This window comes from Erythrobacter mangrovi (assembly GCF_013260645.1).
GTDB lineage: Bacteria > Pseudomonadota > Alphaproteobacteria > Sphingomonadales > Sphingomonadaceae > Qipengyuania > Qipengyuania mangrovi.
Genome location: NZ_CP053921.1, coordinates 1,671,910 through 1,696,228, shown reverse-complemented (window position 1 = coordinate 1,696,228; position 24,319 = coordinate 1,671,910). Strand labels below are relative to the sequence as shown.

The following is a 24,319-nucleotide window of genomic DNA, read 5'->3' as shown; positions in this document are numbered from 1 at the left end:
GCATCCTCCGCTCGTCACGCATCACCCAGAGCTGCAGCATACTCAACTCGAAGCTCGACGTTGTTCGGTTGTTGCGCGAGCACGTGCGAAAACCACGCAACTCCTACCGCCATGCCCTGCGCATCCCGCGCCAATTGGCCCCGAAACTGCAATGCGGCGGCATTCTTCGGGTCCAGCGCGACCGCCCTTTCAGAAGCTTCGATCGCCTGGAATTGCTCCCCGCCTCGGTATCGCAAACGCCCGATATCGACCCACAGTTCCGGATCGTCGGGATCGATTGTATACGCGCGATCGAACGCGCGTCCCGCTTCCGCCAAATCGCCTTCCGCCAGTGCGAGGCGACCGAGCATGCGGTAACCAAGCGCCATCGTTCCCTTCGAGAAGGCCCCGGCACTGAGCCAGTCGCGCGCTTGGTCGAGATTACCTTGGGCCAGGGCAGCCTCACCCAAATAGGCCGCCAGTTCGGTGCGATCCACACCTTGGGAAAGCAGCTTCTCCAGCTGGATCTGCGCATCCATCGCATCACCTGCTGCGAATGCAGCGCGAGCACGATCAAGCGGCGTCAGCTCGGGTTCTTGATCTCCGCACGAAGAGAGAGCCAAGGCCGCGGCAAGCAGGCACGCGAAGTGATCACGCCTGAAGATCATACTGCTTCAAGAGGTCGTACAGCGTCGGACGGCTGATACCGAGCAACTTGGCAGTGTTCGAAATATTGCCTTCACTACGGGCGAGTGCCTGGCGAATCATGCGTCGATCGGCCTGTTCGCGCGCGGTCTTGAGGTTTAGCGCGAGATCGGCACCCTCTTCGTCAATTTGGACGAGATCGAGATCCTCGGCGCTGACCAGTTTCGCATCGGCCATGATAACCGCGCGCTTGATGCGGTTTTCCAGTTCGCGGACGTTCCCGGGCCAGCCCCAGCTGTCGATTGCGGCGAGCGCATCGGGCGCGAAGCCCTTGACTTGAGGATTCATTTCGGCCGCGAAACGCGCAAGGAAATGCTTCGCCAGCAGGATTGCATCACCTGGCCGCTCCGCAAGGGTCGGTACCTTCACAACTATCTCGGCCAGGCGGTAGTACAAATCCTCGCGGAAAGTTCCCTCCGCAATCATTGCCTCCAAATCCTGGTGCGTGGCGCAGACGATCCGTGTGTTCACGGAAATCAGCGTGCGTCCGCCGATGCGCTCGATAGTGCGTTCCTGCAGGAACCGCAGCAGTTTGACCTGAAGGGCAAGCGGGATGTCGCCGACCTCATCGAGGAACAGCGTACCACCATCTGCAAGCTCGATCTTGCCTTCGGTCGTCTTGACCGCACCGGTAAACGCACCGCGTTCGTGGCCGAACAGTTCGCTCTCGAGAAGACTCTCGGGAATCGCGGCGCAGTTGATCGCAATGAAGGCACCCTTCCCTCGGTCGCTTGCTTCGTGAAGTCCGCGCGCGAGCAGTTCTTTGCCCGTCCCGCTCGCACCGAGCAACATGACTGAGGCCCCCGTAGGCGCCACGCGCTCAATCGTTCGCGCCACCTTGGCCATCTCCGGCGCTGCGGTAACCATAGAGCCGAGCACAGTGCGATCTTCACCGACCTTCTCTGCCAGACGTCGGTTCTCACGCTCGATCTGGTGCAGGCGCCAGGCGCGCTGGACGATCAAGCCCAGCGTGTCGATGTCGACAGGCTTCTGGTAAAAATCGTAGGCACCCTTCGCGATGGCATCGAGCGCACTCTCGCGTGCACCATGTCCCGACGCCACGATCACTTTCGTGTCGGGCTTCATCGCCATGATCGCCTCGAGGACCGCAAACCCCTCGCTGGTTCCATCGGGGTCCGGCGGCAGGCCGAGGTCAAGGGTCACCACCGAGGGCGTCTCTGCACGCAATGCCGCGAGAGCAGCTTCGCGCGTCCCTGCAATAACGACGTCGAAATCGTCGTAGGCCCACTTCAACTGGGCCTGTAGTCCTTCGTCGTCTTCGACAATCAGCAGCTTGGGTTTATCGTTAGCCATCACACATTCTCGCAAGTCTGAGTATCTGGTGCCTTTCCAATGAGGCGATCGGCAGCCTGGAGCGGAATAGTCACGGTGAAGCGGGTACCTATCCCTTCGCGGGATTCGACGTCCAATCGTCCGCCCATGCTACGGATCATTTCGCGCGCTTCGAATGCGCCAATACCGAACCCACCCTCCTTCGATGAGACGAATGGCTTGAACAGGCCGCTGCGCAGGAATTGGGGGCTCATGCCCTTTCCATTGTCGATGATCTGCAGCTTGCCGCTTATTCCATCTGAGTAGACTTCCATCGCCACTGGGCTGTTGCTGTCGCTCGCATCGATGGCGTTCTGGACTAGGTGGACCAGTGCTTGCTCCAGCGCCTCGGGATCGCAAAGCACCACTGCACTCTCGTCGCGCACCATATTGACCGGATGCGCTCGCCCACAGCGTTCGACAACTGCGCGTGCCGCCAGGGCCAGGTCAACAGGCTGCCGGGCCGTACCCTCGCGCGGCCCATAACGCGCAAGCCGCGCCAACAATGTGTTAAGCTTGTCCGCGCTGTTGCGCAGCGTCACGAGCATGTCCTTGCGAAACTCGGGCTTGTCAGCGTGCTTTTCAGCATTGCGGAGCAGCAATGACATCTGGCTGGAGAGATTCTTGATATCGTGCATGACGAAAGCCATGCGGCGGTTGAACTCGTCAAAGCGGCCGGCCTCGAGAAGCGCTGCTTGCCCTGCCTGTTCCGCAAGATAGCTGGCCAGCTGACGGCCAACGACTGAGAGCAGATCGAAGTCTTCCCAGTCGAGCTTGCGCGCCACAAGCGGGCGGGACAGCACGCCAAGCCCGACGATTCGATCGAAGTGAAGGAGCGGTACCACCGCCCAGGCCCGGCTTTCTTCTTTGAGCCATTCAGGCACAAAGCCGCGTTCGCCATAGTGATCGATGCCGCTGCGCACTTCGTCGACGTCGACGATTAATTCAGTTCTTTCGAGAACCGCTGCCAGCGTGCCAGGCGCTGCCGGTGCCGGGACTTCCAGTCCTTGCCAGCGCCAGTTGGCGGCAAGCTGGAATGCACCATCTTCATCGGGCATCAGCAAGAGCCCCGCCGGACTATCGGTAATGTCTGCCAAGGCCTTGATGGTACGCTCAGACAGACTGGATTCGTCGAACCCGGTTCGTCCGATGGTTTGCGTGAATCGGATCCATTCATTGCGATAGTCGTATCGATGCTTGAACAGATGCTTGATTGCCGTAACGCGAAGCCAACCTCTCAGTTGGTCAGACGGCAACCAGACCAGCGCGAGCGCCCCTGCCGCGATAACCAGGCCTACCTGCACCAAACGGGCAAGGTCCCCGGAAAGCAGGTCGAGCCAACGGGCGAGCCCAATCATCAGCAGGAGGTAGGCTCCAATGACTAGTAAAGAGAGCGAACGGAAGGTCACCGCACGGGAGGGCCTGAACTCCAGACCGGCTGCCGCGCGATTGAAGCCCATGGTGAAGGGAATCGCCAGCATTCCGGCAGCCAGCCCACGCAATGCAGTCAGTTCGGGAGACGGAGAGCCAAGAATATAGGCAATGGTGTAGAAATTGAGATCGAAGGCCCAGAGCCCCGTTAGGGCCGCTGCATTCCACCTCAACAATCGCCGTGACGGCGTTGCTGCGCCGACATAGAGATTGTGAACCAACACCAATGCACCAACGGCGACCATGATCCGGAAAAGCGTCGCGGTTTCAAAGACGAGAGTCGAAACCTCCGTCGTCATCGGATTGCTCATATCGATCAAAAGCAGCAGAAAATGCAGTGCTTCTACGAAGCATAATGCGAGTACTGTAGGGCGCACCAAGCGCAGTGTCTCATCGCGCCCGTCGTTAGCGAACAACCGAAACAGTACGAAGAGCCAGGCCAGGTTGCGGGCAATCTCCGTCAGCTCGACGATCGGGCGACCCGGCTGGAAGCTTGCTGCCGCGAAGCACCAGTTGGCAGTCAAGGCCAGCGCAATGATCGCAGGCGTGCGATCGGAACGGCTTTCGTCCCCTCGGCTCGCAATCCAAAAGGCGGCGATCGCACAGACAATTGCGCCTGCTGTATAGGCCAAGTAGGCGAGTGACACGCTCAAGCCCATTACCGTGCTCCCTCAGGCCATAGAATGACCCGCGCGGTCTGCAACAGTATCAGCAGGTCGAGGAACGGCGTATAATTCTTGGCGTAATAGAGATCATACTCAAGTTTGTGCCGCGCATCCTCGATGCTAGCGCCATAGGGGTAGTTGATCTGCGTCCACCCCGTAATACCAGGCTTCACCACGTGACGCTCTGCGTAGTACGGCAGTTCGCGTTCGAGGTCGGAGACGAAGCGCGGAACTTCGGGTCGCGGTCCGACAAAGCTCATTTCTCCTTTCAGGACACTCCACACCTGCGGCAGTTCATCGATCCGCACCTTGCGGATAATCCGCCCGACACGGGTGGTGCGAGGATCATCCTCTTCTGCCCACTTGGCGCCATCGGCTTCGGCATCGATCCGCATCGAACGTAGCTTTGGGAGGTCGAAACTCTGACCGTACAAACCCACTCGGGTCTGGCGGAAGAATGCCTGTCCCCTGCTCTCCAACTTCACCGCAGCAGCGAAGATGGCGATCATCGGCAAACCGACCACCAGGATCAGGAGACTGACGAGGATGTCGAATATACGCTTGCCTATACTCGACAGGCGACGGCCGGCAGAAAAACCATCAGAAAAGATCAGCCAACTCGGATTGAGCGTATCAAGATCGACCCGACCAGTCTCACGTTCAATGAAACTGCTGAAATCGTTGACGTAAACGCCCTTGGTTTTGACGTTGAGCAGGTCCTTGAGCGGCAGTGAGTTGCGCCGCTCCTGCAATGCCAACACGACTTCGCTTGCAGCCAGGCGTTCGACATATTGCCCCAAGTCTGGAATGGATTCTCGCGGAACTGCTTCATCGATCACGCGGGCGCCATCACCCATATCGATGAAGGCTACGGTGGTGAACCCGCTGCCTCCCCGCGCAGCCAACTGGCGCAATCGTTCTGTTCGTCGACCCGCTCCCAGCACCAGCACTCGCCGACGGAATGCCTCGAGCCCCAGCATCCGACCGGCCAACATGCGATTGGCGATCAACGCCAGGACGGCGATGATCATCGCATAGAGCAGGACAGAGCGCCAAAACGCCGCCCCCGGAAAGACGAAATCGATGAAGGAGATCGCCAATACACCAAGGCTTACAGCAACCAGCAATCGAGCAGTAGCGAACCGCAGGGAACGCAGCGCCTCGGGTCCATAGGTCCCAACCGCGATCATGCCGAGCCATACGACCAGCGCAAAGCCCGAGATTCCGAACAAGCGGTCGGACAAAGCGCCGACACTCGTACCGATCTGTCCGATCCTTAGGCGCCAAGCCAGTTCTCCCGACGCCAGCAGAAGCATCAGATCCACGAGGCACAGAAGCACCACGTTGTAGGGAATGTAGTGCTTAAACAGTCGGATCATTCGGTCCGGCCCATGAATTGCTGGTGTCGGATATCTTGACTACCACATGGGTGTGAACCGTCGGTAAATTTTACACTAAGCATAAGAAGGGGCGGCAGGCCTGCGCCCACCGCCCTCCAAATGCTTTTCTTTTGTTACTGAGCGACTGCGCCTTCGACCGCTTCTCCAGCATTCTGGGCGGCATCGCCGACTTGCTCGGCTGCGTTGCCAACCTGGTTGGCTGCCTCGGCCATCGCATCATCCTTGGCAATCTCGGAACTGTTCATCTGGGTGAAGATCACCACGCCCAGCGCAGCGACGGCTAGGATTACGAGCAGGATGCCCCAACTCGATCCGCCGGAACCGCTCTTTCCATCGGTGACCACGGTGTGGGTGGTGTGGGTGTCGCCCGAAGGCGAGGTTGTTTCGGTAATACGTTCTTCAGTCATGTCGATCGCTCCTCGCGATGGGTAATGGCCGAAGAAACGCATGTCTCATGCGGCTGGTTCCGAGGAACACGCGGCTGCTAATCAGCTTGACGCCAGTTCGAAAGGGGTGACGCCACGGCGGATCGTGTCGAAATGAAGCTTACGGCCGCGTGGCGGCAAAGACCGTTGGCTGCAACGCACGCGATGGCAATTTGCGCAGCCAGGCCCGATCGGTTGTGCATCATCGGAGCGAAGCGAAATACCCCGGGCCTGAGCAAGCTCGCCGGCCAGCACCGCCTCCACCCCAATGGCGACGACGAACTGCGTTTCGCCCGGCTCGCCCCGTCCCTCGACAGTGCGCGCCATAGTCAGCCACCCCCCTTCCCGTTCCCCAGCGACATCGAGCGAGACGAATTGCACCTGCAACTCACCCGCGCGCTCGAAAGCTCGGTGGACATGCCACAGTGGGCAGCTGACGTCGGAATTGACGAAACGCGCAGTGCTGGCGCCAACGAAGGTCTTTGAGAACTGGCCCGCCCGATCAACCCGAACCATGAAGAAGGGCAGCCCGCGCTGCCCGACGCGCTGCAGCGTGGTCAGCCGGTGGGCGAGCTGCTCGAAACTGACCCCGAAGCGTCGCAAGAGGACAGGCAGGTCATATCCGGTCGCCTCGCAGGCACGCAGGAAGCGACCGTAGGGCATGATCAGCGCTCCGGCGAAATATCCCATCAGGTGGCGGGTGAAGAAGCCACGCGCCGCCTCGTCCTCGAACCTCGCACCCTTGGCGATCGCGTCGATCTGGTCGCGCTGCTCCAACTGCGCGATCAGCAGGGCCAACTGGAAATTTCGCGAGGCAGCGCTGAGCATTTCCGACAACTGGACTTGTCGCGCATGGAGATCGAGCCGCCGCAAGCTATCGGGCATGACCTCCTGCGGCAGGATGCGGACCGAAAGCTGGTGGCGTTCCCGCAGGCGGTCGACGAGCGCCAGACCCATGTCGCCGCGTGACAGGCGCATCTCGTCAGCCAGCTCTTCCGCAGCGACATCGAGATCGGCGAAATGGTTGCGCCAGCGCTCAATCTCTCGGCGCGAAGCAGCGAAGGGATCGTCAGCCGCAAGGCTGGCTGGCGCAGCATTGTCGTAAAGTCGCGCGAAGGCCGCGGCGGCCTGCGGTGCGGCGCTCAGCAGCTCCTGCATTTCCTCTCTGTCGATACCGAGATCGGCGAAACGCTCATCGGCGAATCTGCGCACTAAGCCTTCCACCCCACCGATCGCCTCATCCTCGCGCAAGGTGCGCGGGTCGAAGTCGAACTGTTCGACAAGGCGCATGACGACGCGAGCGCTGATCGGGCGCTGATTACGCTCGATCAAGTTGAGGTAGCTGGGCGATATTTCGAGGCGAGCGGCGATGGCCGCCTGGGTCAGGCCCTCACGTTTACGCAGGCGACGGATCGCGGGTCCGGCAAAGAGAGCTTCTTCAGCCATGTGTAACTTTCTTCACAGATTTACAGGGTAATTAGCCCAATACCCGCCAATTAGACAAGAAAGTTTGTAAATTTCGCTATCCTTCGCGGCCTGACAATAGCACTTGGGTGGCGAGGCGATCACGCCTGAACTTACCAAGGAGCAAACCCGTGACCTACTCGGCCCGGATCAAGGAACTGAACGAGACCATCACCGCCAACGGTGCGCCCTGGGGCGCCATCGATGCCGAAAGCGCTGCGCGCATGGTTGTACAGAACCGCTTCCGCACGGGACTCGATATCGCCAAGTATACCGCGAAGATCATGCGCGAGGACATGGCGGCTTATGATGCCGACCCGGCGAACTACACTCAGTCGCTCGGCACGTGGCACGGCTTCATCGCCCAGCAGAAGCTGATCAGCATCAAGAAGCATTTCGGCAGCACCAAGCGTCGGTACCTCTACCTCTCAGGCTGGATGGTTGCCGCGCTGCGCAGCGAATTCGGGCCCCTGCCCGACCAGTCGATGCACGAGAAGACCAGCGTCCCGGCGCTGATCGGCGAACTCTACACCTTCCTCAAGCAGGCGGACGCCCGCGAGCTGGGTGGCCTGTTCCGGGAGCTCGACGCTGCCAAGGCTGCAGGCGATGCAGTCAACACGCACCGCCTGCTGCGTCAAATCGACGAGCATGAAACGCACGTCGTGCCGATCATTGCCGACATCGACGCTGGTTTCGGCAATGCCGAAGCAACCTACCTGCTCGCCAAGAAGATGATCGAGGCCGGGGCCTGCGCCCTCCAGATCGAGAACCAAGTGTCGGACGAGAAGCAGTGCGGCCACCAGGACGGCAAGGTTACCGTTCCGCACGAGGATTTCCTCCAGAAGATCCGCGCGATCCGCTATGCCTTCCTCGAGCTCGGCGTTGATGACGGCATCATCGTGGCGCGCACCGACTCGCTCGGCGCGGGCCTGACCAAGCAGATCGCCTTCTCGACCCAACCGGGCGACCTGGGCGACCAGTACAACAGCTTCCTCGACTGCGACGAAGCCGATCCGGCCAACATCACCAACGGTCAGGTCTTCATCAGCCGCGACGGCAAGCTGCTGGCTCCCAAGCGCCTGCCCAGCAACCTCTATCAGTTCCGCCCCGGAACCGGCGAGGATCGCTGCGTGCTCGACTGCATCACTTCGCTCCAGAACGGCGCGGACCTGCTGTGGATCGAGACCGAAAAGCCGCACATCGAACAGATCGCCGGCATGGTCGATCGGATCCGTGAGGTCATCCCGAACGCGAAGCTGGTCTACAACAATTCGCCCAGCTTCAACTGGACCCTCAACTTCCGCCAGCAAGTTTATGATATCTGGGCTGAAGCAGGAAAGGATGTTTCGGCGTACGACCGAGCCAAGCTGATGAGCGTTGACTACGACGGCACTGATCTTGCCGCCGAAGCCGACGAGAAGATCCGTACGTTCCAGCGCGACGCCGCCCAGCGGGCTGGTATCTTCCACCACCTCATTACCCTGCCGACCTACCACACGGCGGCGCTCAGCACCGACAATCTCGCCAAGGAGTACTTCGGCGAGCAGGCGATGCTCGGCTACGTCAAGAACGTCCAGCGCCAGGAGATCCGCCAGGGTATCGCCTGCGTGAAACACCAGAACATGGCCGGGTCGGACATCGGCGACGACCACAAGGAATACTTTGCCGGCGAAGCGGCCCTCAAGGCCGGCGGCAAGGACAACACCATGAACCAGTTCGCCGCGGCATAAAGGTAGAGAGGATGACGACCATGACAGACGACACTCCGAAGACCGAGCCAGGACGTGCCCGTGCGCTGTTCTCCACTGCGGATTTCCGCCTGCTTCGCACCGCACTGACCGCCTATGCGCGCCAGACCGAGGACCGCGAGGAACTGGCAAGGATCAACGCGCTGCACCACCGCCTCGGCACCTACGTGCCTTCGGAATAACGCAGCATCAAAGAGTTCTCCTGGGGAGGAGAATACGGCCGTCGGAGTGTCCCCAACGCTCCGGCGGCCGGCACTTTTTAGACAAACATCTACCCGCCCGATTTAGGCATCAGGCGCATCGCGGCGCTGCTCAGGGCCTCTGCCCCAGTCGCGATGACCTTCTCTGCGTCAGGCGCCCAGAATGGCGAGTGCAACGAGGGTAGCGTCTTGCCCGTCCGTGCCGCCTCGGCGATCACCTCGGGCCGCTCTCCGCCAACCCACAACATCACCGATTGGACGTGCTCTGGATCTGCCCGGCGATAACGCGCAAAGTCTTCCCCCGGCATGATCGGCGGCGCGCTTTCGACGCGGTCCGGGCCGAAACGCTCGACCAATGGTCCGACGACCTGAGCGGTAAAGCCCGGTTCATTGATCAGCGAGGGCGTGAAACCCTCACCAAAGCTGACCTCCGGCATCAATTCGGCGGAAATCCCGGATGCAATGGCCTCACCCGCGACAATACGCTTGATGCCTTCGATCAGCCGCGCGCGCTGTTCGTCAGTGAAACTGCGTACGGTAAGTTGGAGGTGCGCGTTATCGGAGATGATGTTGTAGCGCGAACCGGCATGAAAGCTGCCTACCGTCACCACGGCGGGCTCGATCGGGTTGTTCTCACGGCTGACCAGCGTCTGCAGGCGCATCACGATCGCGCTCGCCAGCACGATCGGGTCCTTGGTGGTATGCGGCGCGGCGCCGTGCCCACCAACACCTTTCACGATGATGTCGACGCTGTCGACATTGGCCATGGCAGGGCCGCTGGCATAGGTGATCTTGCCTGCAGGAACCCCCGACATGTCGTGGAAGGCCAGTGCATAGTCAGGCTTGGGAAAGCGGGTGTAGAGCCCGTCGTCGAGCATGGCCTTGGCACCCTCGCCCGTCTCTTCGGCTGGCTGCCCGATCATCACCAGGCTGCCCGACCACTCATCCTTGCGTGCCGCCATTTGCCGCGCCGTGGCAATCCATGCGGTCATGTGCGTATCGTGACCGCAGGCGTGCATGATCCCTGTCTCGCCGCCCGAGGGCGGAATACCCCGCTGGGTGCTCGCGAAAGGCAGGCCGGTCTGTTCGACCACCGGCAACGCGTCCATGTCGGCGCGGATCATCACGGTCGGCCCAGGTCCGTTCTCGAGAACCGCCACGATACCGGTTCGGCCCACACCTTCGGTGATGGTGAAGCCTGCCGCACGCGCCGCATCTGCCATGATCTTTGCGCTTCGGACTTCCTGGAAGCTAAGCTCGGGATGCTGGTGCAGATCCCGGTAGATTTCCATCATCGCCGGCATGTCTGCGGCAATCGCTTCGCGCAGGTCGTCTGCTTGCGCTGGCGCAGCAGTGGCCGCGGCATAGGCAGCGATGGCGATCAGGCTCGATTTGGACATTCCCTCGGATCTCCCCAGGCGATGGAACACATGGAACACGGTCCATGCAGTGTTTCTGTGCCGGTCTCCACGCAGCAACCGCACCCACCTACCTTGCAGACGCCGCCACGGTAGGAAAGCCCTACAAGCCGTAGGTAACAACCAGCGTGGCGGATAGGACGGTCACCATCAGCAGCACCAGCGGCACGCCCGTGCGGATGTAATCCCTGAATTCGTACGAACCCTCGGACATGATCAGCATATTAGTCTGGTAAGCGATGGGCGTAGCGTAACATAGGTTGCAGCCGAACAGCACGGCCAGCACCATCGGCTCCGGCGGAAGGCCCAATCTGTTGGCAATAGCGAATGCGATCGGAGTGCCGACCGTCGCCGCAGTCGCGTTCGACGCAAAGTTGGTGAGGAAGGTGACGGAGAGCATCACAGCCGCCAGCGCAGCCGCTGGTGAGAGATACGCCAGCCCCATGGCCATTACCGTACCGATCCAGTCGGCCGCACCGCTGTCCAGGACAAGCTTGCCCAGCGCGATGCTGGCTGCGACCAGCACGATCACCTTGCCCGAGAGTGCACGACCCACGCGATCGAATTTCACGCAACCGGTAACGAACATCACGATGGCGCCAGCAAGCGCTGAGATAGCGATCGGCACGAGACCCAATGATGCCGGGGCAATCGATCCGAGCATGATCACCCCGGTGAGGACCGCCTTGGATCGGCGTGGCAGTTCGCGCATGCCCTCAAGCGTCAGCAGGCTGTCGGCGCTGGCGAACTGTTGGAGGTCATCGGGCAAGCCCATCACCAGGAGCACATCGCCTTCAGCGATCTTGAGGTCGCCGCCCTCGCTAAATTGCTCTTTCTCGCCGACCAGTCGCTCAGGCCGGTGCGTGCCAATCACGGCGACGCCGTAGAGGTCGGCGATCCCCGAACTCGGCAGCGATCTCCCCAAAAGGCGCGAATCCGCGGTCACAGTCATTTCGACGACTGCGATATCGATCCCGCTCTCTTCGGAGCGGCGCTTGATCCGGTCGAGCACCCAACTTGGTGCGGTATCGCCACGCAGGATGCGCGCGGCTTCCTCGATCGCTTCGTGCGTTCCGGACATGCGCAGGCGCTGGTTCGGACGGATCAGGCCAAGCGGCACGTCACTGAAGGTCACGCCGGCAGGAAGCCTTTTGATCACTTCCGACAATTCGCGGCCATTGAGGATCGAATTCTCGGTAATGCGAAGGCGGGTTTCGAAACGCCTGAGCTGCGTGGTGTTCTCGACGCGGTTATCGCCCAGCATCCGGGGCATGACGAGCCACAGATAGGGTAGTGCGAACATTGCCGTGACGAGGACGATCGGGGTGAAATCGAACACCCCCATCTCGCGCATGCCCAGATCGACCGCGATCGAGGCCACGAGGATGTTGGTAGACGTACCGATCGTCGTTGCCATGCCGCCGATCAGGATCGCGGCATTCAAAGGGATCAGCGTCTTGGAGGCAGCCATCCCGCCGCGTGCCGCGAGCTGCACGAAGATCGGCAACAACAGCACCATCACAGGCGTGTCGTTGACGCCCATCGAAAGAAGCATCGCAACGACCAATGAGACGAGCAAGCCCAGCTGCCCATTGATCTTGAAGACCCGCTCAAGAAATCGTGCTGCGGGCTCCAGCGCACCAGTCACCACCAGTCCGCGCCCCATGATCATCAGGGCACAGATGGTGATGAGAGCGTAGTGACCGAAGCCCGAGAAGGCGAGCACCAGCCCGTCGGTCGGCTGGGTATCCGGTAGAGGAAAGAAATACAGTCCGACCGCAATGACCGCGATGGTCAGCAGGGAAACGATCTCCACCGGCATCCGACCGCGGGCAAAGGCGACGAACATGCCAATCGTAACCGCGATAGCGGCGATGGCGTGATAGGAAGGAAGCCCGATCATTCGCGCAGGGGATTTCAAACCTCAGCGCGAATGACAAGGGCCTTGGCAATATTCCTAGCTATCCTTGGCAGTCAGCAAGGTCAGTGCAAACAGCGCTGCCACTGCTGTTCCGGCGGCCCCGGCAGGGAACATCCAACCATCCCGGTCGAGCATCGCCAGGAAGCCGATGACGACAGTCGCGCCGCCAGCGAGTGCAGCAAGCCCACCAAAAATGCGCGCCAGGCCCGCGCCACCGCGTACCGCGGTCCCGCCAATGGCGAGTGCAGCCAGGCCTAGCAGCAGCTTCGCGAGGAAGTAGAAGAAGAACGCACCGCCAAGAATGGTGGCGAAAAGGTTCGGTACCGTCTCACTCGCTTCGGAAGCGGGGCCGAACATCGACAGGCCCATGGCAATCTGCAGCATGTTGAAGAGACCGGACAGGGCGACCAACGACCACAGGTGCGCACGCTGGGAATCGCGGACAGCAAGTGTGATCCCCGAAACTGCGATGCCGACAAAGGCAAACAGCTCGACCAGCCACGTAGCAGGGCGCAGCGGAGTTTCGTCCCCCGCCGCCGAGACGACGGTGATATAAAAGATCTGCGTCGCTACGGTGACGAGCAGCAGGATGGCAAGGGCGCGCATCGCGCCACGGGTAGTTTCAAGCATTCAGGATCCCCCTCAAAAGACGTGCTATCGAAGCTAGTTCGACCGTCTTTGCAGAAGGTTACACTACCCGCATCTAATGTTGGTACCCCTGGCCGGACTCGAACCGGCACTTCGTAAGAAACTCGATTTTGAGTCGAGCGCGTCTACCAATTCCGCCACAGGGGCACTGCGTCAGGAGCGCGGGAGTTAGCCGCGCCGGCTCACGCCTTCAAGGCACTTGCGAGCAATTTATGCAGCTTTGAATGCAGGGCATCGTTTGCAGCGAGCACTTGCCCCGAATGAATCGGAGCGGACCGACCGCGGAAGTCGGACACGAATCCGCCGGCTTCGCGCACGATCAGGCATCCGGCAGCCGTATCCCAGTCATTGAGACCGCTTTCCCAGAAGCCGTCGTACCGGCCCGCAGCCAGCCACGCGAGGTCGAGCGAGGCCGCTCCATTTCGGCGAATTCCCGCCACCTGCGGCCCAATTGCCGCAAAGATCCTGGTCCACTCGCCGAAATCGCCATGACCCTGGAACGGGATGCCGGTCGCCACGAGCGCCTCAGGCAGGCGGCTGCGCGCGGAAACGCGCAAGCGACCATCGTGCAACCACGCACCACGCGTCTTCTCGGCCCAGAAGGTTTCGTCAGTGATCGGGTTGTAGATCACCCCCGCGACCACATCGCCCCAGCCCGAGCCGTCCAGTTTGGGTTCCTGAGCGGCGATCGACACCGCAAAGTGCGGAATGCCGTGCAGGAAGTTGCTGGTCCCATCGAGCGGATCGATAATCCAGCGTGGCTTGCTCGGATCACCTTCGATCGTGCCTGCTTCTTCCAGCACGAATCCCCAATCCGGACGGGCGGTAAGAAGTTCGTCGTAGATGGTTCGCTCGGCCACCTGGTCCGCCTTCGAAACGAAGTCGGCCGGACCTTTGCGGCTTACCTGCAGGTGCTCGACTTCGCCGAAGTCGCGCCGCAGGCGCCCTCCCGCCTTGCGAGCGGCCTTTTCCATCACGCGGATCAGTCCGGAGACAGCTGCCATGAAAACTCTCTTATTCGGTCAGCACGCGGATCGAGCGCGCCTGAAGGTGGATGGCGCCCCATTCGCAGTCCATGTCGAACCGGGTACCCTCGATATTGAACGAGTGGATTGCGAATCGACGACCGGTTCCCGCACCGTCGACGGCACGTTCGAGCGACAGCTTGGAGATCCCGGCAAACTTGAGCATGCCGGGATGGAAACAGTGATCTTCGCCTTCGCCTGGCTCCTCGTAATCGGGGTGCGCAGGCTCCAGGAAGAAGTCCATTTCCAGTGAGAGCTCGTCATCGTTGATCACCACGCTCAAGAGCACGCTCTTGGCGATGTCGATGTTCTTGAACCGGCTGGCGATGGACTTGCCCATGGGATCAGTTCGCCTTGCCTACGTAGCTCTGTTCGTAAACGTCGACGACGATACGCGTGCCGCTCTCGATATGCGGCGGCACCATGATACGCACGCCATTGTCGAGGATCGCCGGCTTGTAGCTGGATGAGGCGGTCTGCCCCTTTACCACCGCATCGGCTTCGACGATCGTCGCTTCGATCTGCGCGGGCAGTTCGACCGAGATAGGCTTCTCTTCCCAAAGCTCGAGCGTCACCTGCATGCCATCCTGCAGGAACGGGCGCGCGTCACCGAGCAGGTCGCTCGGCAGGGTGATCTGTTCGTAGGTATCATTGTCCATGAAGACCAGCATGTCACCGTCTTCGTAAAGGAACTGGAATTCCTTGGTATCGAGGCGCACGCGCTCGACCGTGTCGGCACTGCGGAAGCGGACGTTGGTCTTGCGACCGTCCTGCAGGTTCTTCATCTCGACCTGCATATAGGCGCCGCCCTTGCCCGGCTGCGTGTGCTGGATCTTGGCGACCTTCCAGATGCCGCCTTCATATTCGAGAATGTTGCCCGGACGAATGTCCACGCCGCTGATCTTCATGGGAAGCTACCTTCGACTTGTAAAAGAGCGTGCCGCCCTTGCGAAACGGGCAGCGTGATGCGCGGCGCGCCTTAGCCGAGACTACGGCCCGCGGCAAGGCGAGTGGAAATTCCAGCGAATGATTGCTATATCCACCGTCGGACGGAATCGATGAAGACACTGAAATCACTCATTGCGCTCGCCCTTGCGGCGGGACTAGCCAACACGCCGCTGGGCGCCCAGGGGCGTATTGGCCTGCTCGACCAGGGTCACTATGTCTGTGCGCTTCCCGGCGATGCGACGGGCACCGCCTGGATCGAACAGGAAGGCAAGGCCTTCGCTATCACCGGGGGCTCAAGCTATCGCACCGAACGCGGGGCCGGCACCTACCTCCTCGAAGGCAAACAGGTCACCTTCACCCGGGGCCCGCTAAAGGGGATGATGCTGCTTAAGCTCAGTTCGGGACTGCTGCAGGAAGTCGACAAGGGCGGCAAACTGTCGCGCTTGCGGTGCCATCGCACGGGTCCTTTGAGCGAATGATCGCTATGCTGCGCGTATAGCCTCGGCAAAGGCGGCGATCGCCGCAACCTCGTCGCCGCCCCAGACCGCACCGGACACGGCGAGGAAATCCGCCCCTGCCTCGACCAGCGGCGCACAGTTTTCAGGGGTGATGCCACCGATTGCCACACAGGGAATCTCGAACACCTTGGACCACCATTCGAGTATCTCGAGTTCGGGCCGGTGTTCGGTTTCCTTGGTCGTCGAGGGAAAGAAGGCCCCAAAGGCGACATAGTCGGCCCCTGCTTCGCCCGCTTCCATCGCGAGATGTTTCGAAGCATGGCAAGTGACACCGATCTGCGCCTCGCGCCCAAGCTGCGCCCGCGCGTCCTTCGGATCGCCATCGCCTTGCCCCAAATGAACGCCATCGGCACCGATGCGCTTCGCGAGCGCGATCGAATCGTTGACGATAAAGGCTACGTCGCGCGCCGCGCATATCGCCTGCAGCGGCTCGGCCAGTCGCGCGGCCTCGTGCTGGTCCACGCCCTTCACGCGGAACTGGAAGGCAGTGACGAGCCCAGGTCCGGCGTCGAGCGCGCGTTCAAGCCGGTGCGGAAAATCGCCCGAAACATCGAGCGGTGAGATGAGATAAAGTTGGCAATCGGTCATTGGCGCGCTTCGTATCCCCACTGGAGCCATTCGTCGACATTCAGATTGCCGCAAGGCGTGCGGGCGCTATCTGGCGACATGACCCAGTCCCGCTTCGCAGCCATCGGGCTCGCCATCGCCACCATACCGCTTACCGCATGTGTCATCGTACCCGATGCACCCATCGTAGAGGGCACGCCCATGCCCGAAGGTACTGCCGTGGCACTGCGGGTCCCCGTCATGGTGGGTGACGTCGTGGCCACCCCGATGAAGGTCATCGAAGACAGCCGCTGCCCGATTAACGCCCGCTGCGTGTGGGCCGGGCGGCTAATCGTCGAGACCCGCATCGACGGTGCCGGTTGGCGCGACACGGCAAACATTACCTTGGGCGAGAGCTATGGCACGCATGGCCGCGTCGTTCGCCTCGTATCGGGCGAACCGAACAAGACGACCGACCGAGAGGTGGAACCTTCGGAATACCGCTTCACCTACGAAGCGGGCCAGAGCGTCGCCCGCAACTGAGTTCAGGCAACGCTGGCGGCGTGGATCTGATCGATCGCCGTCGAAAGCGTGCCGTCGAACTCGGTGTCGCTCTGTTGGTGGCGCAAATCCTGCAGCAGGCCGCGACTGAAGCTCGCGATCATGCCGGGGTTCTTCGCCAGTTCGGCGCAGGCTTCACCGGTCGAATAACCGCCCGAAAGCGCAACAACACGCAGCACCTTGGGATGGCTGGTCAGTCCCGTGTAGAGGCCAGCCTCCCTGGGGATCGAGAGCTTGAGCATGACCTGCTGGCCTTCGGGCAGCGCATCGAGGCCTTCCTCGATCGCGGTGAGCATGATCTTCTCACCTTCCGCGCGATCGGCTGCATTGATGTCGTATTCGGGCTCGAGGATCGGCACGAGACCACAGGATAGGATACGCGCACCCTCAGCGAACTGCTGGGCGACAACCTCCTTGATCCCGCGAGGGTTAGCCGACTTTATCACCGAACGCATCTTGGTGCCGAATACACCGAGTTCGCGTGCACGATTGCACATGGCTTCAAGGCCGGGGTTGGGCTTCATCAACTGTGCACCGTCACGCTCGTCCTCGAGACCCTTGTCGACCTTGAGGAAGGGAACGATGCCGCGTTCGGCCAGACGATGCGGAACCGGCTTACCGCCGCTTTCCCCGTCCATGGTCTTTTCGAACAGGATCGCGCCAATGACCTTGCCGTTGCCGAAGCAGGGGCTTTCGATGATCCGCTGGCGCATGGCGTGGATCAGGCCGAACATTTCTTCTTCGGTGGTCCAGGCGCCGTCTTCGATGCCATAGCCCTTCAGCGCCTTGGGGGTCGAGCCGCCCGACTGGTCGAGCGCCGCAATGAAGCCCTGTCCTTCAGCAACCCGCGCCTTCATTTCGTCGAAAGTCATCAAAGAATCCCCGTGTCCGTGCATTCGTATGCGCGGCCCCTTACCCAAGCGCCTTCGCACTCGCAACAGGGCCCGCAGACTTTTGCCTAGGCCGGATTTAGTCCCGGCGCACCTTGCGGATGATTCCGTTGAAACTAAGGACTGGCGCCCCGTCGGCACGCACCATGCCGACCACATAGAGCGTCTTGCCGCCCGCGCGCACGACCTCGCCGCGCGCCTCGATAAACTGGCCGACGCGCGCCGGATCGAGGAAATCGCCTGCAAGGTGCATGGTCACACCATGCCCGCCGGCCAGCGCATCGGTAGCGATAGTGAACAGTGCGCTGTCGGCAAAGGTCATCAGGCAACCGCCATGCATGAAACCCGCGCCGTTCATGTGCCGTTCTTCGGCGCGAAACGCGGCGATGTTGCTGCCGTCCGCCTCGCGCCGTTCATAGAATGGCCCAGCCCGCTGCTCAAACGCGTCGCCGATCCATGTCGACCACCCCGCCCATTCACCTTCGGTGATCGGCTTCAGGCGTCCGGTCGAACCAACAGCTTCATTCTCACTCATGAGAGCAAAGCCGCAACACCCGGGAGAGTCTTGCCTTCCATCCATTCGAGGAAGGCACCACCGGCAGTCGAAACGAAGGTGAAGTCGTCTTTCACTCCGGCGTGAGCCAGTGCCGCGACTGTATCGCCACCTCCCGCAACCGAGGTCAGCGAACCTTCCTGGGTCAGGGCTGCGGCAGTGCGTGCCAGCGCCACCGTCGCAGCATCGAAGGGTTCTATCTCGAAAGCCCCCAACGGGCCGTTCCAGACCAGCGTGCGGCACGTCTTGAGAACGTCGCCCAGCGCCTCGACTGCCAGTGGCCCGATGTCGAGGATCATCTCGTCCGCAGCGACCTCATGAACGTTGCTGGTACGCAGCGACGGCGGGTTGGCGGCGAATTCCTTCGCCACAACGACGTCATAGGGCAAATGGACAGTGCAGCCGGCGTGATCAGCTTCATCCATGATGCGGCTGGCCGTCGCGGTCAGATCATGCTCGCACAGCGACTTGCCCACATCGACGCCCTTGGCGGCCAGGAAGGTGTTGGCCATGCCGCCGCCGATGATCAGGTGCTGGACCTTGCCCACCAGATTGTGCAGCACATCGAGCTTGGTCGAGACTTTCGCCCCACCGACAACCGCCGCAACCGGGGTTTCGGGATCGCCCAGCGCCGCGTCGAGCGCGCGCAGTTCGGCCTCCATCGCGCGCCCGGCGTAGGACGGCAGGAAGTGAGTGATTCCCTCGGTCGTCGCATGTGCGCGGTGCGCCGCGGAAAAGGCATCGTTGACGTAGAAGTCCCCGATTGCCGCAACACCCTTGGCGAACTCAGCGTCGTTGGCTTCCTCACCTGGCCAGAAGCGGACATTGTCGAGCAGGCCGATATCGCCAGCACGCAGGATCCCGACCGCCTGTTCAACCACCGGGCCCGTGACCTCGGGGATGAACATGATTTCCTTGTCCAGCACGCGTTCGACATCGCCCTGCACCATGCTGGTGCTCATGGTCGAATGTCGCGCACCCTTGGGCCGCCCGAAATGCGCAAGCAGGAGGACCTTCGCCCCCTTGTCGGAAAGTTCTAGGATGGTCGGCTTCGCCGCCTCGACGCGTGTCACGTCGCTGGCGCGCCCTTCGTTCATCGGCAGGTTGAGGTCGACGCGTACCAGCGCGACCTTACCTCTGATATCGCCAAGGTCGTCGAGAGTCTTGAAGCCGGCCATCAGTCGATCCTTAGAGCAGGCCGGCCACCACGCCCGTGGTGTCGATCATGCGGTTCGAGAAGCCCCATTCATTGTCATACCAGCTGACCACACGGGCAAGCTTCCCTTCGAGCACCGAGGTTTCCAGGCTGTCGATAGTCGAGCTGGCCGGCTGGTGGTTGAAGTCGCTGCTGACGAGCGGCTGGTCCGTATAAGCCAGCACACCCTTCATCGCACCTTCCGACGCAGCTTTCAGAGCGGCGTTCAGCTCTTCGGCGGTGGTATCGCGACCCGGGACGAAGGTCAGGTCGACGAGGCTGACGTTCGGCGTCGGCACGCGGACCGACGATCCGTCTAGCTTGCCCTTGAGCTCGGGCAGGACCAGGCCAACTGCCCGAGCCGCGCCGGTAGTCGTCGGGATCATGTTCTGCGCCCCGCCACGCGCACGACGCAGGTCCTTGTGGATCTGGTCGAGCATACGCTGGTCGTTGGTGTAGCTGTGGATCGTGGTCATGAAACCACGCTCGATCCCGACAAGGTCGTTGAGAACCTTGGCGACCGGGGCAAGGCAGTTGGTGGTGCAGCTCGCGTTCGAGATGATGTCGTCGTCGGCGGTCAGCGTGTCGTGGTTGACCCCGAACACGATGGTCTTGGACACGCCGGTAGCCGGGGCCGAGATGACGACGCGCTTGGCGCCTGCCGCGAGATGCGGGCGCGCCGCCTCGTCGGACTGGAAGAAGCCGGTGCATTCGAGGACGATGTCGACGCCCGTCTCGCCGTGCGGCAGCTTGCCGGGGTCACGCTCCGCCGTAACGCGGATATGCTTGCCGTTGACGACCAGATCGTCGCCATCGACTTCAACCGTGCCCGGGAAGCGACCATGGGTGCTGTCGAAACCGAACAGAAGTGCGTTCGACTTCGTATCGGCAAGATCATTGATGCTCACCAGCTCGAGGTTGTGATCGGTGCGCTCGAGGATTGCGCGCGCCACAAGCCGGCCGATACGTCCGAAACCGTTGATTGCAACCTTGGTCGCCATGAAAGAAGCTCCTGCTTATCCGTTCAATTTGTTCAAGATTTGCGGGACGATTGCCTCCGCAGTGATACCGAATTTTGCAAACAGTTCCTCGGCCGGGGCAGAAGCGCCGAACCGATCGATACCGATCGCAATGCCGTCTTCGCCGATGAATCGCTCCCACCCATGGGTCACACCTGCTTCTATAGAAACCTTCAGCGCATTGGCGGGTAATACGTCTGCACGATAAGCCGCGTCCTGCGCGGTAAACAGTTCCATGCACGGCATCGAGACCACGTCGGTACCCACACCCTGTTCCTCAAGCTGTGCTGCGCAGTCCATTGCGACCGCGACTTCCGAGCCAGTTGCAACCAGAACGACCTTGCGCGGTGCGGTTGCGGCTTTGAGGCGATAGGCGCCCTTGGCCGAACGATTGGTGGCTGCGCTCCATGCCGCGTCGCCCTCGCCCCGCAGCTGCGGCAGGTTCTGACGGCTCAGCGCCAGGACCGCAGGGGTCTTCGGATTCTCCAGCGCCAGCGCCCAGCACTCAGCGGTCTCGATCGTGTCGCAGGGACGATAGACATTGAGGTTGGGGATCAGGCGCATGCTCATGATCTGCTCGATCGGCTGGTGCGTCGGTCCGTCTTCGCCCAGCCCGATGCTGTCATGCGTAAGGACGTAGGTAACGTTGACCTGCTGCAGTGCCGAAAGTCGGATGGCATTGCGGCAATAGTCGCTGAAGATCAGGAAAGTGCCGCCATAGGGCGCAACGCCACCGTGCAGCGCCATGCCGTTCATCGCGGCGGCCATGCCGAATTCGCGGATGCCGTAATAGACGTAGCGCCCGCCGTAGTCGTCCGCACTGAAAGGTCCGGTTGCCGCGGTTTTGGTGTTGTTCGAGCCGGTAAGGTCTGCCGAGCCACCAATCATCTGCGGCAGCGCCTCGGTCAGCGGGCCCAGCGCCATTTCGGAAGCCTTGCGCGTGGCGACGGTCTTGGGGTTGGCAGCAAGATCGCGGACGTATGCTTCGAGCGCCGGGCTGGCGCGGTTGTCGATGCCAGCCATGTGGCTCTCGAACTTCGCGCGCCGATCTGCATCGGAGGCAAGGCGCGCTTGCCATTCCGCATGTGCCGCATGCCCGCGCCCTGCAGAAGCGTGCCAATCGGCCAGGATATCTCCGGGCACTTCGAAAGGCGCGGCGTCCCAGCCCAGATATTCGCGGGCCGCGGCCACTTCTTCGGCACCAAGCGGCGCACCATGGACATTGTGGCCGCCCTGCTTGTTGGGCGCGCCCTTGCCAATCACAGTGCGGCAAGCCACCAGCGAGGGACGCGGGTCAGCCTGCGCTTCATCCAGCGCGCGGCGAATGTCGTCGAAATCATGCCCGTCGCAGCTCGTGACATGCCATCCGGTCGCTTCGTAGCGGGCCTTGATATCTTCGCTGGTCGACAGGTCTGTGTCACCGTCGATGGTAATGCGATTGTCGTCCCACAACACGTTCATGCGGCCGAGCTTGAGATGCCCCGCCAGGCCGATCGCCTCGTGGTTGATGCCTTCCATCAGGCAACCGTCACCAGCGACCACCCAGGTACGGTGGTCGACCAACTCATCGCCGAAAACGGCGTTGAGGTGCCGCTCCGCTATCGCCATGCCCACTGCCATGGCCAGGCCCTGGCCGAGGGGTCCGGTGGTGCATTCGACGCCTTCGAGAAGGAAATTCTCCGGATGGCCGGCACAGGAGCTGCCAAGCTGCCGGAAATTGCGGATGTCATCCATCGTCGGGCGCGCGTAGCCCGATAGGTTGAGCAGGCTGTAGATCAGCATCGAGCCGTGGCCGGCGGAGAGCACGAAGCGATCGCGGTCGGCCCAGCCCGGGGCCTTCGGATCGTGCTTGAGATATTCGGTCCACAGCACAGTGGCGACATCGGCCATGCCCATCGGCATGCCTGGATGGCCCGAATTCGCCGCCTGCACCGCATCCATCGAAAGCGCCCTGATGGCATTGGCCATCCGGGCCATGCGTGCGGTGGGAAGGCTCATTCTTTTGCTCTCCGGGAATAGGGGCCGATTCGACGCGGGCCCGCCATTGCGGAGGGGAAGCGACAGGTCAAGGTACGCGCGGGCCCGCGTGCCCGACCGCGAGGCCCATGCCCTCAACCCAGTTATCAACAGCCCTTGCCAACCCTTTGCCAGTGCGCGTCAAAGTTGATATTCACTTCAGCCATGAGCTCGCAGCGCATTTCGCAGGCAATGGAGCGGATCGATGCCGCCCTCGCGCGGATCGAAACGCAGGCGGCGCTGGCTCGCCATGTGGACGCCAGTCGTAATCTCGCCCCGCCGGAATTGGTCGAGCGCCATGAAGCGCTGCGTGAAATAGTCGATACCAGCCTCGCCGAACTCGACTCGCTGATCGAAAGGCTGGAACGATGAGTGACGTGACGCTCGAAGTCGGCGGCCGCAAATATTCGGTTTCCTGCCAGGATGGCCAGGAAGCGCACGTCCAGCGCCTCGCAGGTGTGATCGATTCCAAATTGGGTTCGATGGGCGCAAATCTCTCGAGCCAGGAAGCGAAGAACTTGCTGTTCGCTGCACTCCTGTTGGCCGACGAACTCGACGAAGCCCAGAAGCAAGCCGGCAGTGCAGTCGCAGCAGCACCCGATTTCGATGCGGAACGGATCGCCGGCCAGCTCGAGCGATTGGCCGGTGCGCTCGAAAACGCAGCGCAGGTCCTTGAGGGCGGGCTCGCAAGCGCCTAGATAGCAATCGGCGGGGCTGCCCGGCACGAGCTGCATGAATATCCCTGAGGCTATAAGCAATCCAAGGGAGCTGTCCCTACCCCGGTTTGCGGGTTCGTCCTGGAGATTGGGGCAAACGGCGCCCACCTGACGTTGAGGCGTCAGAGGATTTCTCCGGCAACCGACCCATGGTGGTCCCGCCACTTCTCGCGTAATGACGCGCACCCTAAGGACACGGCGTGACCACAAAGAACGATCTTCGCCAAATCCTGCGCGCTGCCCGCCGCGATCATGTTGCCGCCTTGCCCGAAAACATGCGCGGCCTGGTATTCCACCGACCGCCAGCCCCACTCATGGAAATGCTCCCTGAAGGCGAAACGATCGGGTTGTACCGGGCAACCCCGTTCGAGGCGCCTGCCTCATCCTATGCCAGGTTCTTTTTCGAACGCGGACATACACTTGCCCTGCCGCGCTTCAGTAGCCGCGAAGCCCCGATGGAATTCGCCCGGTTCACCGATCCGTTCGATGAAGAGGACCTCGAAGTGGGACCCTATGGCTTGCTGCAGCCGGCCGCGGAAGCTGCCACGATCGATCCAGCCGTCCTGTTCGTCCCGCTGCTGGGATTCACCGCGTCGGGTGCTCGCCTGGGCCAGGGCGGTGGCCACTACGACCGCTGGCTCGCTTCGCGCCCGCAAGCAATCGCGATCGGCCTCGCCTGGGATTGCCAGCTTGTCGAGCATCTACCGTCTGAAGCGCATGACCAGCCGCTCGCGGCGATTGTCACGCCCACCCGCATCTACGGACCGTTCGCATGAGGACCGAACCTACCTGGCGCATCCCTGTAGGTCTGCTGGGCCTGCTCGTGTTCCTGGCGATCTATGGCCTGGTCATCGCACGATATGTACCCGGCATGATCGACGGCTGGCCGACCTTGGCCCAAACCGTAGTCTACATCGCATTGGGCCTCGCCTGGCTGCTGCCGATGCGCGGGTTCCTGGCGTGGATGGAAACCGGTCGCTGGAGCTGATTGCCAAG

The 24,319-nt window shown here is 61.7% G+C and carries 26 protein-coding genes, 1 tRNA gene and 1 other RNA gene; 9 read left to right on the top strand and 19 right to left on the bottom strand.

Going from position 1 to position 24,319, the window contains the following annotated elements:
• Positions 1-14 precede the first annotated feature (14 nt).
• The 6 genes from HQR01_RS08715 to HQR01_RS08690 form a co-directional block, all read right to left on the bottom strand.
• On the bottom strand, positions 15-647 hold the full coding sequence (locus tag HQR01_RS08715; protein WP_267905489.1) for a tetratricopeptide repeat protein: 633 nt from the start codon (positions 645-647) through the stop codon (positions 15-17).
• Complete coding sequence (gene prsR, locus HQR01_RS08710) at positions 631-1,998, bottom strand: PEP-CTERM-box response regulator transcription factor (protein WP_173214350.1); 1,368 nt, start codon at positions 1,996-1,998, stop codon at positions 631-633. Before prsR ends, HQR01_RS08715 begins: the two co-directional genes overlap by 17 nt.
• Positions 1,998-4,079 (bottom strand): XrtA/PEP-CTERM system histidine kinase PrsK, encoded by a 2,082-nt coding sequence (gene prsK, locus HQR01_RS08705; RefSeq protein ID WP_234030095.1) that lies wholly within the window; start codon positions 4,077-4,079, stop codon positions 1,998-2,000. The genes prsR and prsK overlap by 1 nt, the downstream gene beginning before the upstream one ends.
• 26 nt (positions 4,080-4,105) lie before the next feature.
• Positions 4,106-5,491, bottom strand: a complete 1,386-nt coding sequence (locus HQR01_RS08700) for a TIGR03013 family XrtA/PEP-CTERM system glycosyltransferase (RefSeq protein WP_173214341.1) — start codon at positions 5,489-5,491, stop codon at positions 4,106-4,108.
• A 134-nt stretch (positions 5,492-5,625) separates the two neighbouring features.
• Positions 5,626-5,919, bottom strand: coding sequence for a hypothetical protein (locus tag HQR01_RS08695; RefSeq protein WP_173214333.1), 294 nt, complete (start codon positions 5,917-5,919; stop codon positions 5,626-5,628).
• Between the two features lie 81 nt (positions 5,920-6,000).
• Positions 6,001-7,383 carry a helix-turn-helix domain-containing protein gene (locus HQR01_RS08690; RefSeq protein WP_173214331.1) on the bottom strand — a complete coding sequence of 461 codons (1,383 nt, stop codon included), beginning with the start codon at positions 7,381-7,383 and terminating at the stop codon, positions 6,001-6,003.
• Between the two features lie 149 nt (positions 7,384-7,532).
• Between HQR01_RS08690 and HQR01_RS08685 the strand changes: the two genes are divergently transcribed.
• Both HQR01_RS08685 and HQR01_RS08680 read left to right on the top strand, forming a co-directional pair.
• Entirely contained in the window at positions 7,533-9,131 is a 1,599-nt protein-coding gene (locus tag HQR01_RS08685) for an isocitrate lyase (protein ID WP_173214329.1), read from the top strand.
• Between the two features lie 20 nt (positions 9,132-9,151).
• Positions 9,152-9,331 carry a hypothetical protein gene (locus tag HQR01_RS08680; protein WP_173214327.1) on the top strand — a complete coding sequence of 60 codons (180 nt, stop codon included), beginning with the start codon at positions 9,152-9,154 and terminating at the stop codon, positions 9,329-9,331.
• A gap of 89 nt (positions 9,332-9,420) precedes the next feature.
• Here the strand turns inward: HQR01_RS08680 and HQR01_RS08675 are convergent, their stop codons facing one another.
• The 7 genes from HQR01_RS08675 to efp all read right to left on the bottom strand — a co-directional run bounded on the left by HQR01_RS08675 (position 9,421) and on the right by efp (position 15,269).
• Positions 9,421-10,749, bottom strand: a complete 1,329-nt coding sequence (locus HQR01_RS08675) for a M20 metallopeptidase family protein (RefSeq protein ID WP_173214325.1) — start codon at positions 10,747-10,749, stop codon at positions 9,421-9,423.
• A gap of 121 nt (positions 10,750-10,870) precedes the next feature.
• Complete coding sequence (locus HQR01_RS08670) at positions 10,871-12,670, bottom strand: SLC13 family permease (RefSeq protein ID WP_173214323.1); 1,800 nt, start codon at positions 12,668-12,670, stop codon at positions 10,871-10,873.
• A gap of 54 nt (positions 12,671-12,724) precedes the next feature.
• Positions 12,725-13,318, bottom strand: coding sequence for a hypothetical protein (locus HQR01_RS08665; protein WP_173214321.1), 594 nt, complete (start codon positions 13,316-13,318; stop codon positions 12,725-12,727).
• An 80-nt stretch (positions 13,319-13,398) separates the two neighbouring features.
• Positions 13,399-13,483: transfer RNA gene (locus HQR01_RS08660), tRNA-Leu, on the bottom strand.
• Positions 13,484-13,518: 35 nt separating this feature from the next.
• Positions 13,519-14,340 carry an inositol monophosphatase family protein gene (locus HQR01_RS08655; protein ID WP_173214319.1) on the bottom strand — a complete coding sequence of 274 codons (822 nt, stop codon included), beginning with the start codon at positions 14,338-14,340 and terminating at the stop codon, positions 13,519-13,521.
• A gap of 10 nt (positions 14,341-14,350) precedes the next feature.
• The gene (locus tag HQR01_RS08650) at positions 14,351-14,701 is read right to left on the bottom strand and encodes a hypothetical protein (RefSeq protein WP_173214318.1); all 351 of its coding nucleotides are present in this window, start codon (positions 14,699-14,701) and stop codon (positions 14,351-14,353) included.
• Positions 14,702-14,705: 4 nt separating this feature from the next.
• On the bottom strand, positions 14,706-15,269 hold the full coding sequence (gene efp, locus HQR01_RS08645; RefSeq protein ID WP_173214316.1) for an elongation factor P: 564 nt from the start codon (positions 15,267-15,269) through the stop codon (positions 14,706-14,708).
• 150 nt (positions 15,270-15,419) lie between these two features.
• Between efp and HQR01_RS08640 the strand changes: the two genes are divergently transcribed.
• Positions 15,420-15,788 carry an elongation factor P gene (locus HQR01_RS08640; RefSeq protein ID WP_234030094.1) on the top strand — a complete coding sequence of 123 codons (369 nt, stop codon included), beginning with the start codon at positions 15,420-15,422 and terminating at the stop codon, positions 15,786-15,788.
• Between the two features lie 3 nt (positions 15,789-15,791).
• Here HQR01_RS08640 and thiE read toward each other — a convergent pair whose 3' ends face one another.
• A complete protein-coding gene (gene thiE / locus HQR01_RS08635; RefSeq protein WP_173214314.1) occupies positions 15,792-16,415 on the bottom strand; it encodes a thiamine phosphate synthase in 624 nt (207 codons plus the stop codon).
• A 78-nt stretch (positions 16,416-16,493) separates the two neighbouring features.
• Between thiE and HQR01_RS08630 the strand changes: the two genes are divergently transcribed.
• Positions 16,494-16,916, top strand: a complete 423-nt coding sequence (locus HQR01_RS08630; RefSeq protein WP_173214312.1) for a hypothetical protein — start codon at positions 16,494-16,496, stop codon at positions 16,914-16,916.
• 2 nt (positions 16,917-16,918) lie between these two features.
• On the opposite strand, the gene HQR01_RS08625 is transcribed toward HQR01_RS08630, so the two are convergent.
• The 5 genes from HQR01_RS08625 to tkt form a co-directional block, all read right to left on the bottom strand.
• The gene (locus HQR01_RS08625; protein ID WP_173214310.1) at positions 16,919-17,806 is read right to left on the bottom strand and encodes a fructose bisphosphate aldolase; all 888 of its coding nucleotides are present in this window, start codon (positions 17,804-17,806) and stop codon (positions 16,919-16,921) included.
• A 97-nt stretch (positions 17,807-17,903) separates the two neighbouring features.
• Positions 17,904-18,359, bottom strand: a complete 456-nt coding sequence (locus tag HQR01_RS08620) for a PaaI family thioesterase (RefSeq protein WP_173214309.1) — start codon at positions 18,357-18,359, stop codon at positions 17,904-17,906.
• On the bottom strand, positions 18,356-19,555 hold the full coding sequence (locus HQR01_RS08615; protein WP_173214307.1) for a phosphoglycerate kinase: 1,200 nt from the start codon (positions 19,553-19,555) through the stop codon (positions 18,356-18,358). Before HQR01_RS08615 ends, HQR01_RS08620 begins: the two co-directional genes overlap by 4 nt.
• A gap of 10 nt (positions 19,556-19,565) precedes the next feature.
• Positions 19,566-20,573, bottom strand: a complete 1,008-nt coding sequence (gene gap, locus HQR01_RS08610) for a type I glyceraldehyde-3-phosphate dehydrogenase (RefSeq protein ID WP_173214305.1) — start codon at positions 20,571-20,573, stop codon at positions 19,566-19,568.
• A 15-nt stretch (positions 20,574-20,588) separates the two neighbouring features.
• The gene (tkt, locus tag HQR01_RS08605) at positions 20,589-22,589 is read right to left on the bottom strand and encodes a transketolase (protein ID WP_173214299.1); all 2,001 of its coding nucleotides are present in this window, start codon (positions 22,587-22,589) and stop codon (positions 20,589-20,591) included.
• 183 nt (positions 22,590-22,772) lie between these two features.
• Between tkt and HQR01_RS08600 the strand changes: the two genes are divergently transcribed.
• The 5 genes from HQR01_RS08600 to HQR01_RS08585 all read left to right on the top strand — a co-directional run bounded on the left by HQR01_RS08600 (position 22,773) and on the right by HQR01_RS08585 (position 24,311).
• Positions 22,773-22,979: a hypothetical protein gene (locus tag HQR01_RS08600; protein WP_173214298.1), complete on the top strand. Its 207-nt coding sequence runs from the start codon at positions 22,773-22,775 to the stop codon at positions 22,977-22,979.
• A complete protein-coding gene (locus HQR01_RS08595; protein ID WP_173214297.1) occupies positions 22,976-23,305 on the top strand; it encodes a cell division protein ZapA in 330 nt (109 codons plus the stop codon). Before HQR01_RS08600 ends, HQR01_RS08595 begins: the two co-directional genes overlap by 4 nt.
• A gap of 10 nt (positions 23,306-23,315) precedes the next feature.
• A non-coding RNA gene (gene ssrS, locus HQR01_RS15455) (6S RNA) lies at positions 23,316-23,486 on the top strand.
• Between the two features lie 37 nt (positions 23,487-23,523).
• Positions 23,524-24,099: a 5-formyltetrahydrofolate cyclo-ligase gene (locus HQR01_RS08590; protein WP_173214296.1), complete on the top strand. Its 576-nt coding sequence runs from the start codon at positions 23,524-23,526 to the stop codon at positions 24,097-24,099.
• Positions 24,096-24,311 carry a DUF2842 domain-containing protein gene (locus tag HQR01_RS08585; RefSeq protein ID WP_173214294.1) on the top strand — a complete coding sequence of 72 codons (216 nt, stop codon included), beginning with the start codon at positions 24,096-24,098 and terminating at the stop codon, positions 24,309-24,311. Before HQR01_RS08590 ends, HQR01_RS08585 begins: the two co-directional genes overlap by 4 nt.
• Positions 24,312-24,319 lie beyond the last annotated feature (8 nt).

Coding starts and splice junctions, on each gene's coding strand:
- HQR01_RS08695 (WP_173214333.1), bottom strand. CDS start 5,919: ATGACTGAAGAACGTATTACCGAAACAACCTCGCCTTCGGGCGACACC.
- HQR01_RS08640 (WP_234030094.1), top strand. CDS start 15,420: ATGAAGACACTGAAATCACTCATTGCGCTCGCCCTTGCGGCGGGACTA.
- HQR01_RS08620 (WP_173214309.1), bottom strand. CDS start 18,359: ATGAGTGAGAATGAAGCTGTTGGTTCGACCGGACGCCTGAAGCCGATC.
- efp (WP_173214316.1), bottom strand. CDS start 15,269: ATGAAGATCAGCGGCGTGGACATTCGTCCGGGCAACATTCTCGAATAT.
- HQR01_RS08595 (WP_173214297.1), top strand. CDS start 22,976: ATGAGTGACGTGACGCTCGAAGTCGGCGGCCGCAAATATTCGGTTTCC.
- HQR01_RS08625 (WP_173214310.1), bottom strand. CDS start 17,806: ATGACTTTCGACGAAATGAAGGCGCGGGTTGCTGAAGGACAGGGCTTC.
- gap (WP_173214305.1), bottom strand. CDS start 20,573: ATGGCGACCAAGGTTGCAATCAACGGTTTCGGACGTATCGGCCGGCTT.
- tkt (WP_173214299.1), bottom strand. CDS start 22,589: ATGAGCCTTCCCACCGCACGCATGGCCCGGATGGCCAATGCCATCAGG.
- HQR01_RS08665 (WP_173214321.1), bottom strand. CDS start 13,318: ATGCTTGAAACTACCCGTGGCGCGATGCGCGCCCTTGCCATCCTGCTG.
- HQR01_RS08700 (WP_173214341.1), bottom strand. CDS start 5,491: ATGATCCGACTGTTTAAGCACTACATTCCCTACAACGTGGTGCTTCTG.
- HQR01_RS08630 (WP_173214312.1), top strand. CDS start 16,494: ATGACCCAGTCCCGCTTCGCAGCCATCGGGCTCGCCATCGCCACCATA.
- HQR01_RS08655 (WP_173214319.1), bottom strand. CDS start 14,340: ATGGCAGCTGTCTCCGGACTGATCCGCGTGATGGAAAAGGCCGCTCGC.
- HQR01_RS08690 (WP_173214331.1), bottom strand. CDS start 7,383: ATGGCTGAAGAAGCTCTCTTTGCCGGACCCGCGATCCGTCGCCTGCGT.
- HQR01_RS08615 (WP_173214307.1), bottom strand. CDS start 19,555: ATGGCCGGCTTCAAGACTCTCGACGACCTTGGCGATATCAGAGGTAAG.
- HQR01_RS08600 (WP_173214298.1), top strand. CDS start 22,773: ATGAGCTCGCAGCGCATTTCGCAGGCAATGGAGCGGATCGATGCCGCC.
- HQR01_RS08585 (WP_173214294.1), top strand. CDS start 24,096: ATGAGGACCGAACCTACCTGGCGCATCCCTGTAGGTCTGCTGGGCCTG.
- HQR01_RS08650 (WP_173214318.1), bottom strand. CDS start 14,701: ATGGGCAAGTCCATCGCCAGCCGGTTCAAGAACATCGACATCGCCAAG.
- HQR01_RS08670 (WP_173214323.1), bottom strand. CDS start 12,670: ATGATCGGGCTTCCTTCCTATCACGCCATCGCCGCTATCGCGGTTACG.
- prsR (WP_173214350.1), bottom strand. CDS start 1,998: ATGGCTAACGATAAACCCAAGCTGCTGATTGTCGAAGACGACGAAGGA.
- HQR01_RS08675 (WP_173214325.1), bottom strand. CDS start 10,749: ATGTCCAAATCGAGCCTGATCGCCATCGCTGCCTATGCCGCGGCCACT.
- thiE (WP_173214314.1), bottom strand. CDS start 16,415: ATGACCGATTGCCAACTTTATCTCATCTCACCGCTCGATGTTTCGGGC.
- HQR01_RS08715 (WP_267905489.1), bottom strand. CDS start 647: ATGATCTTCAGGCGTGATCACTTCGCGTGCCTGCTTGCCGCGGCCTTG.
- HQR01_RS08680 (WP_173214327.1), top strand. CDS start 9,152: ATGACAGACGACACTCCGAAGACCGAGCCAGGACGTGCCCGTGCGCTG.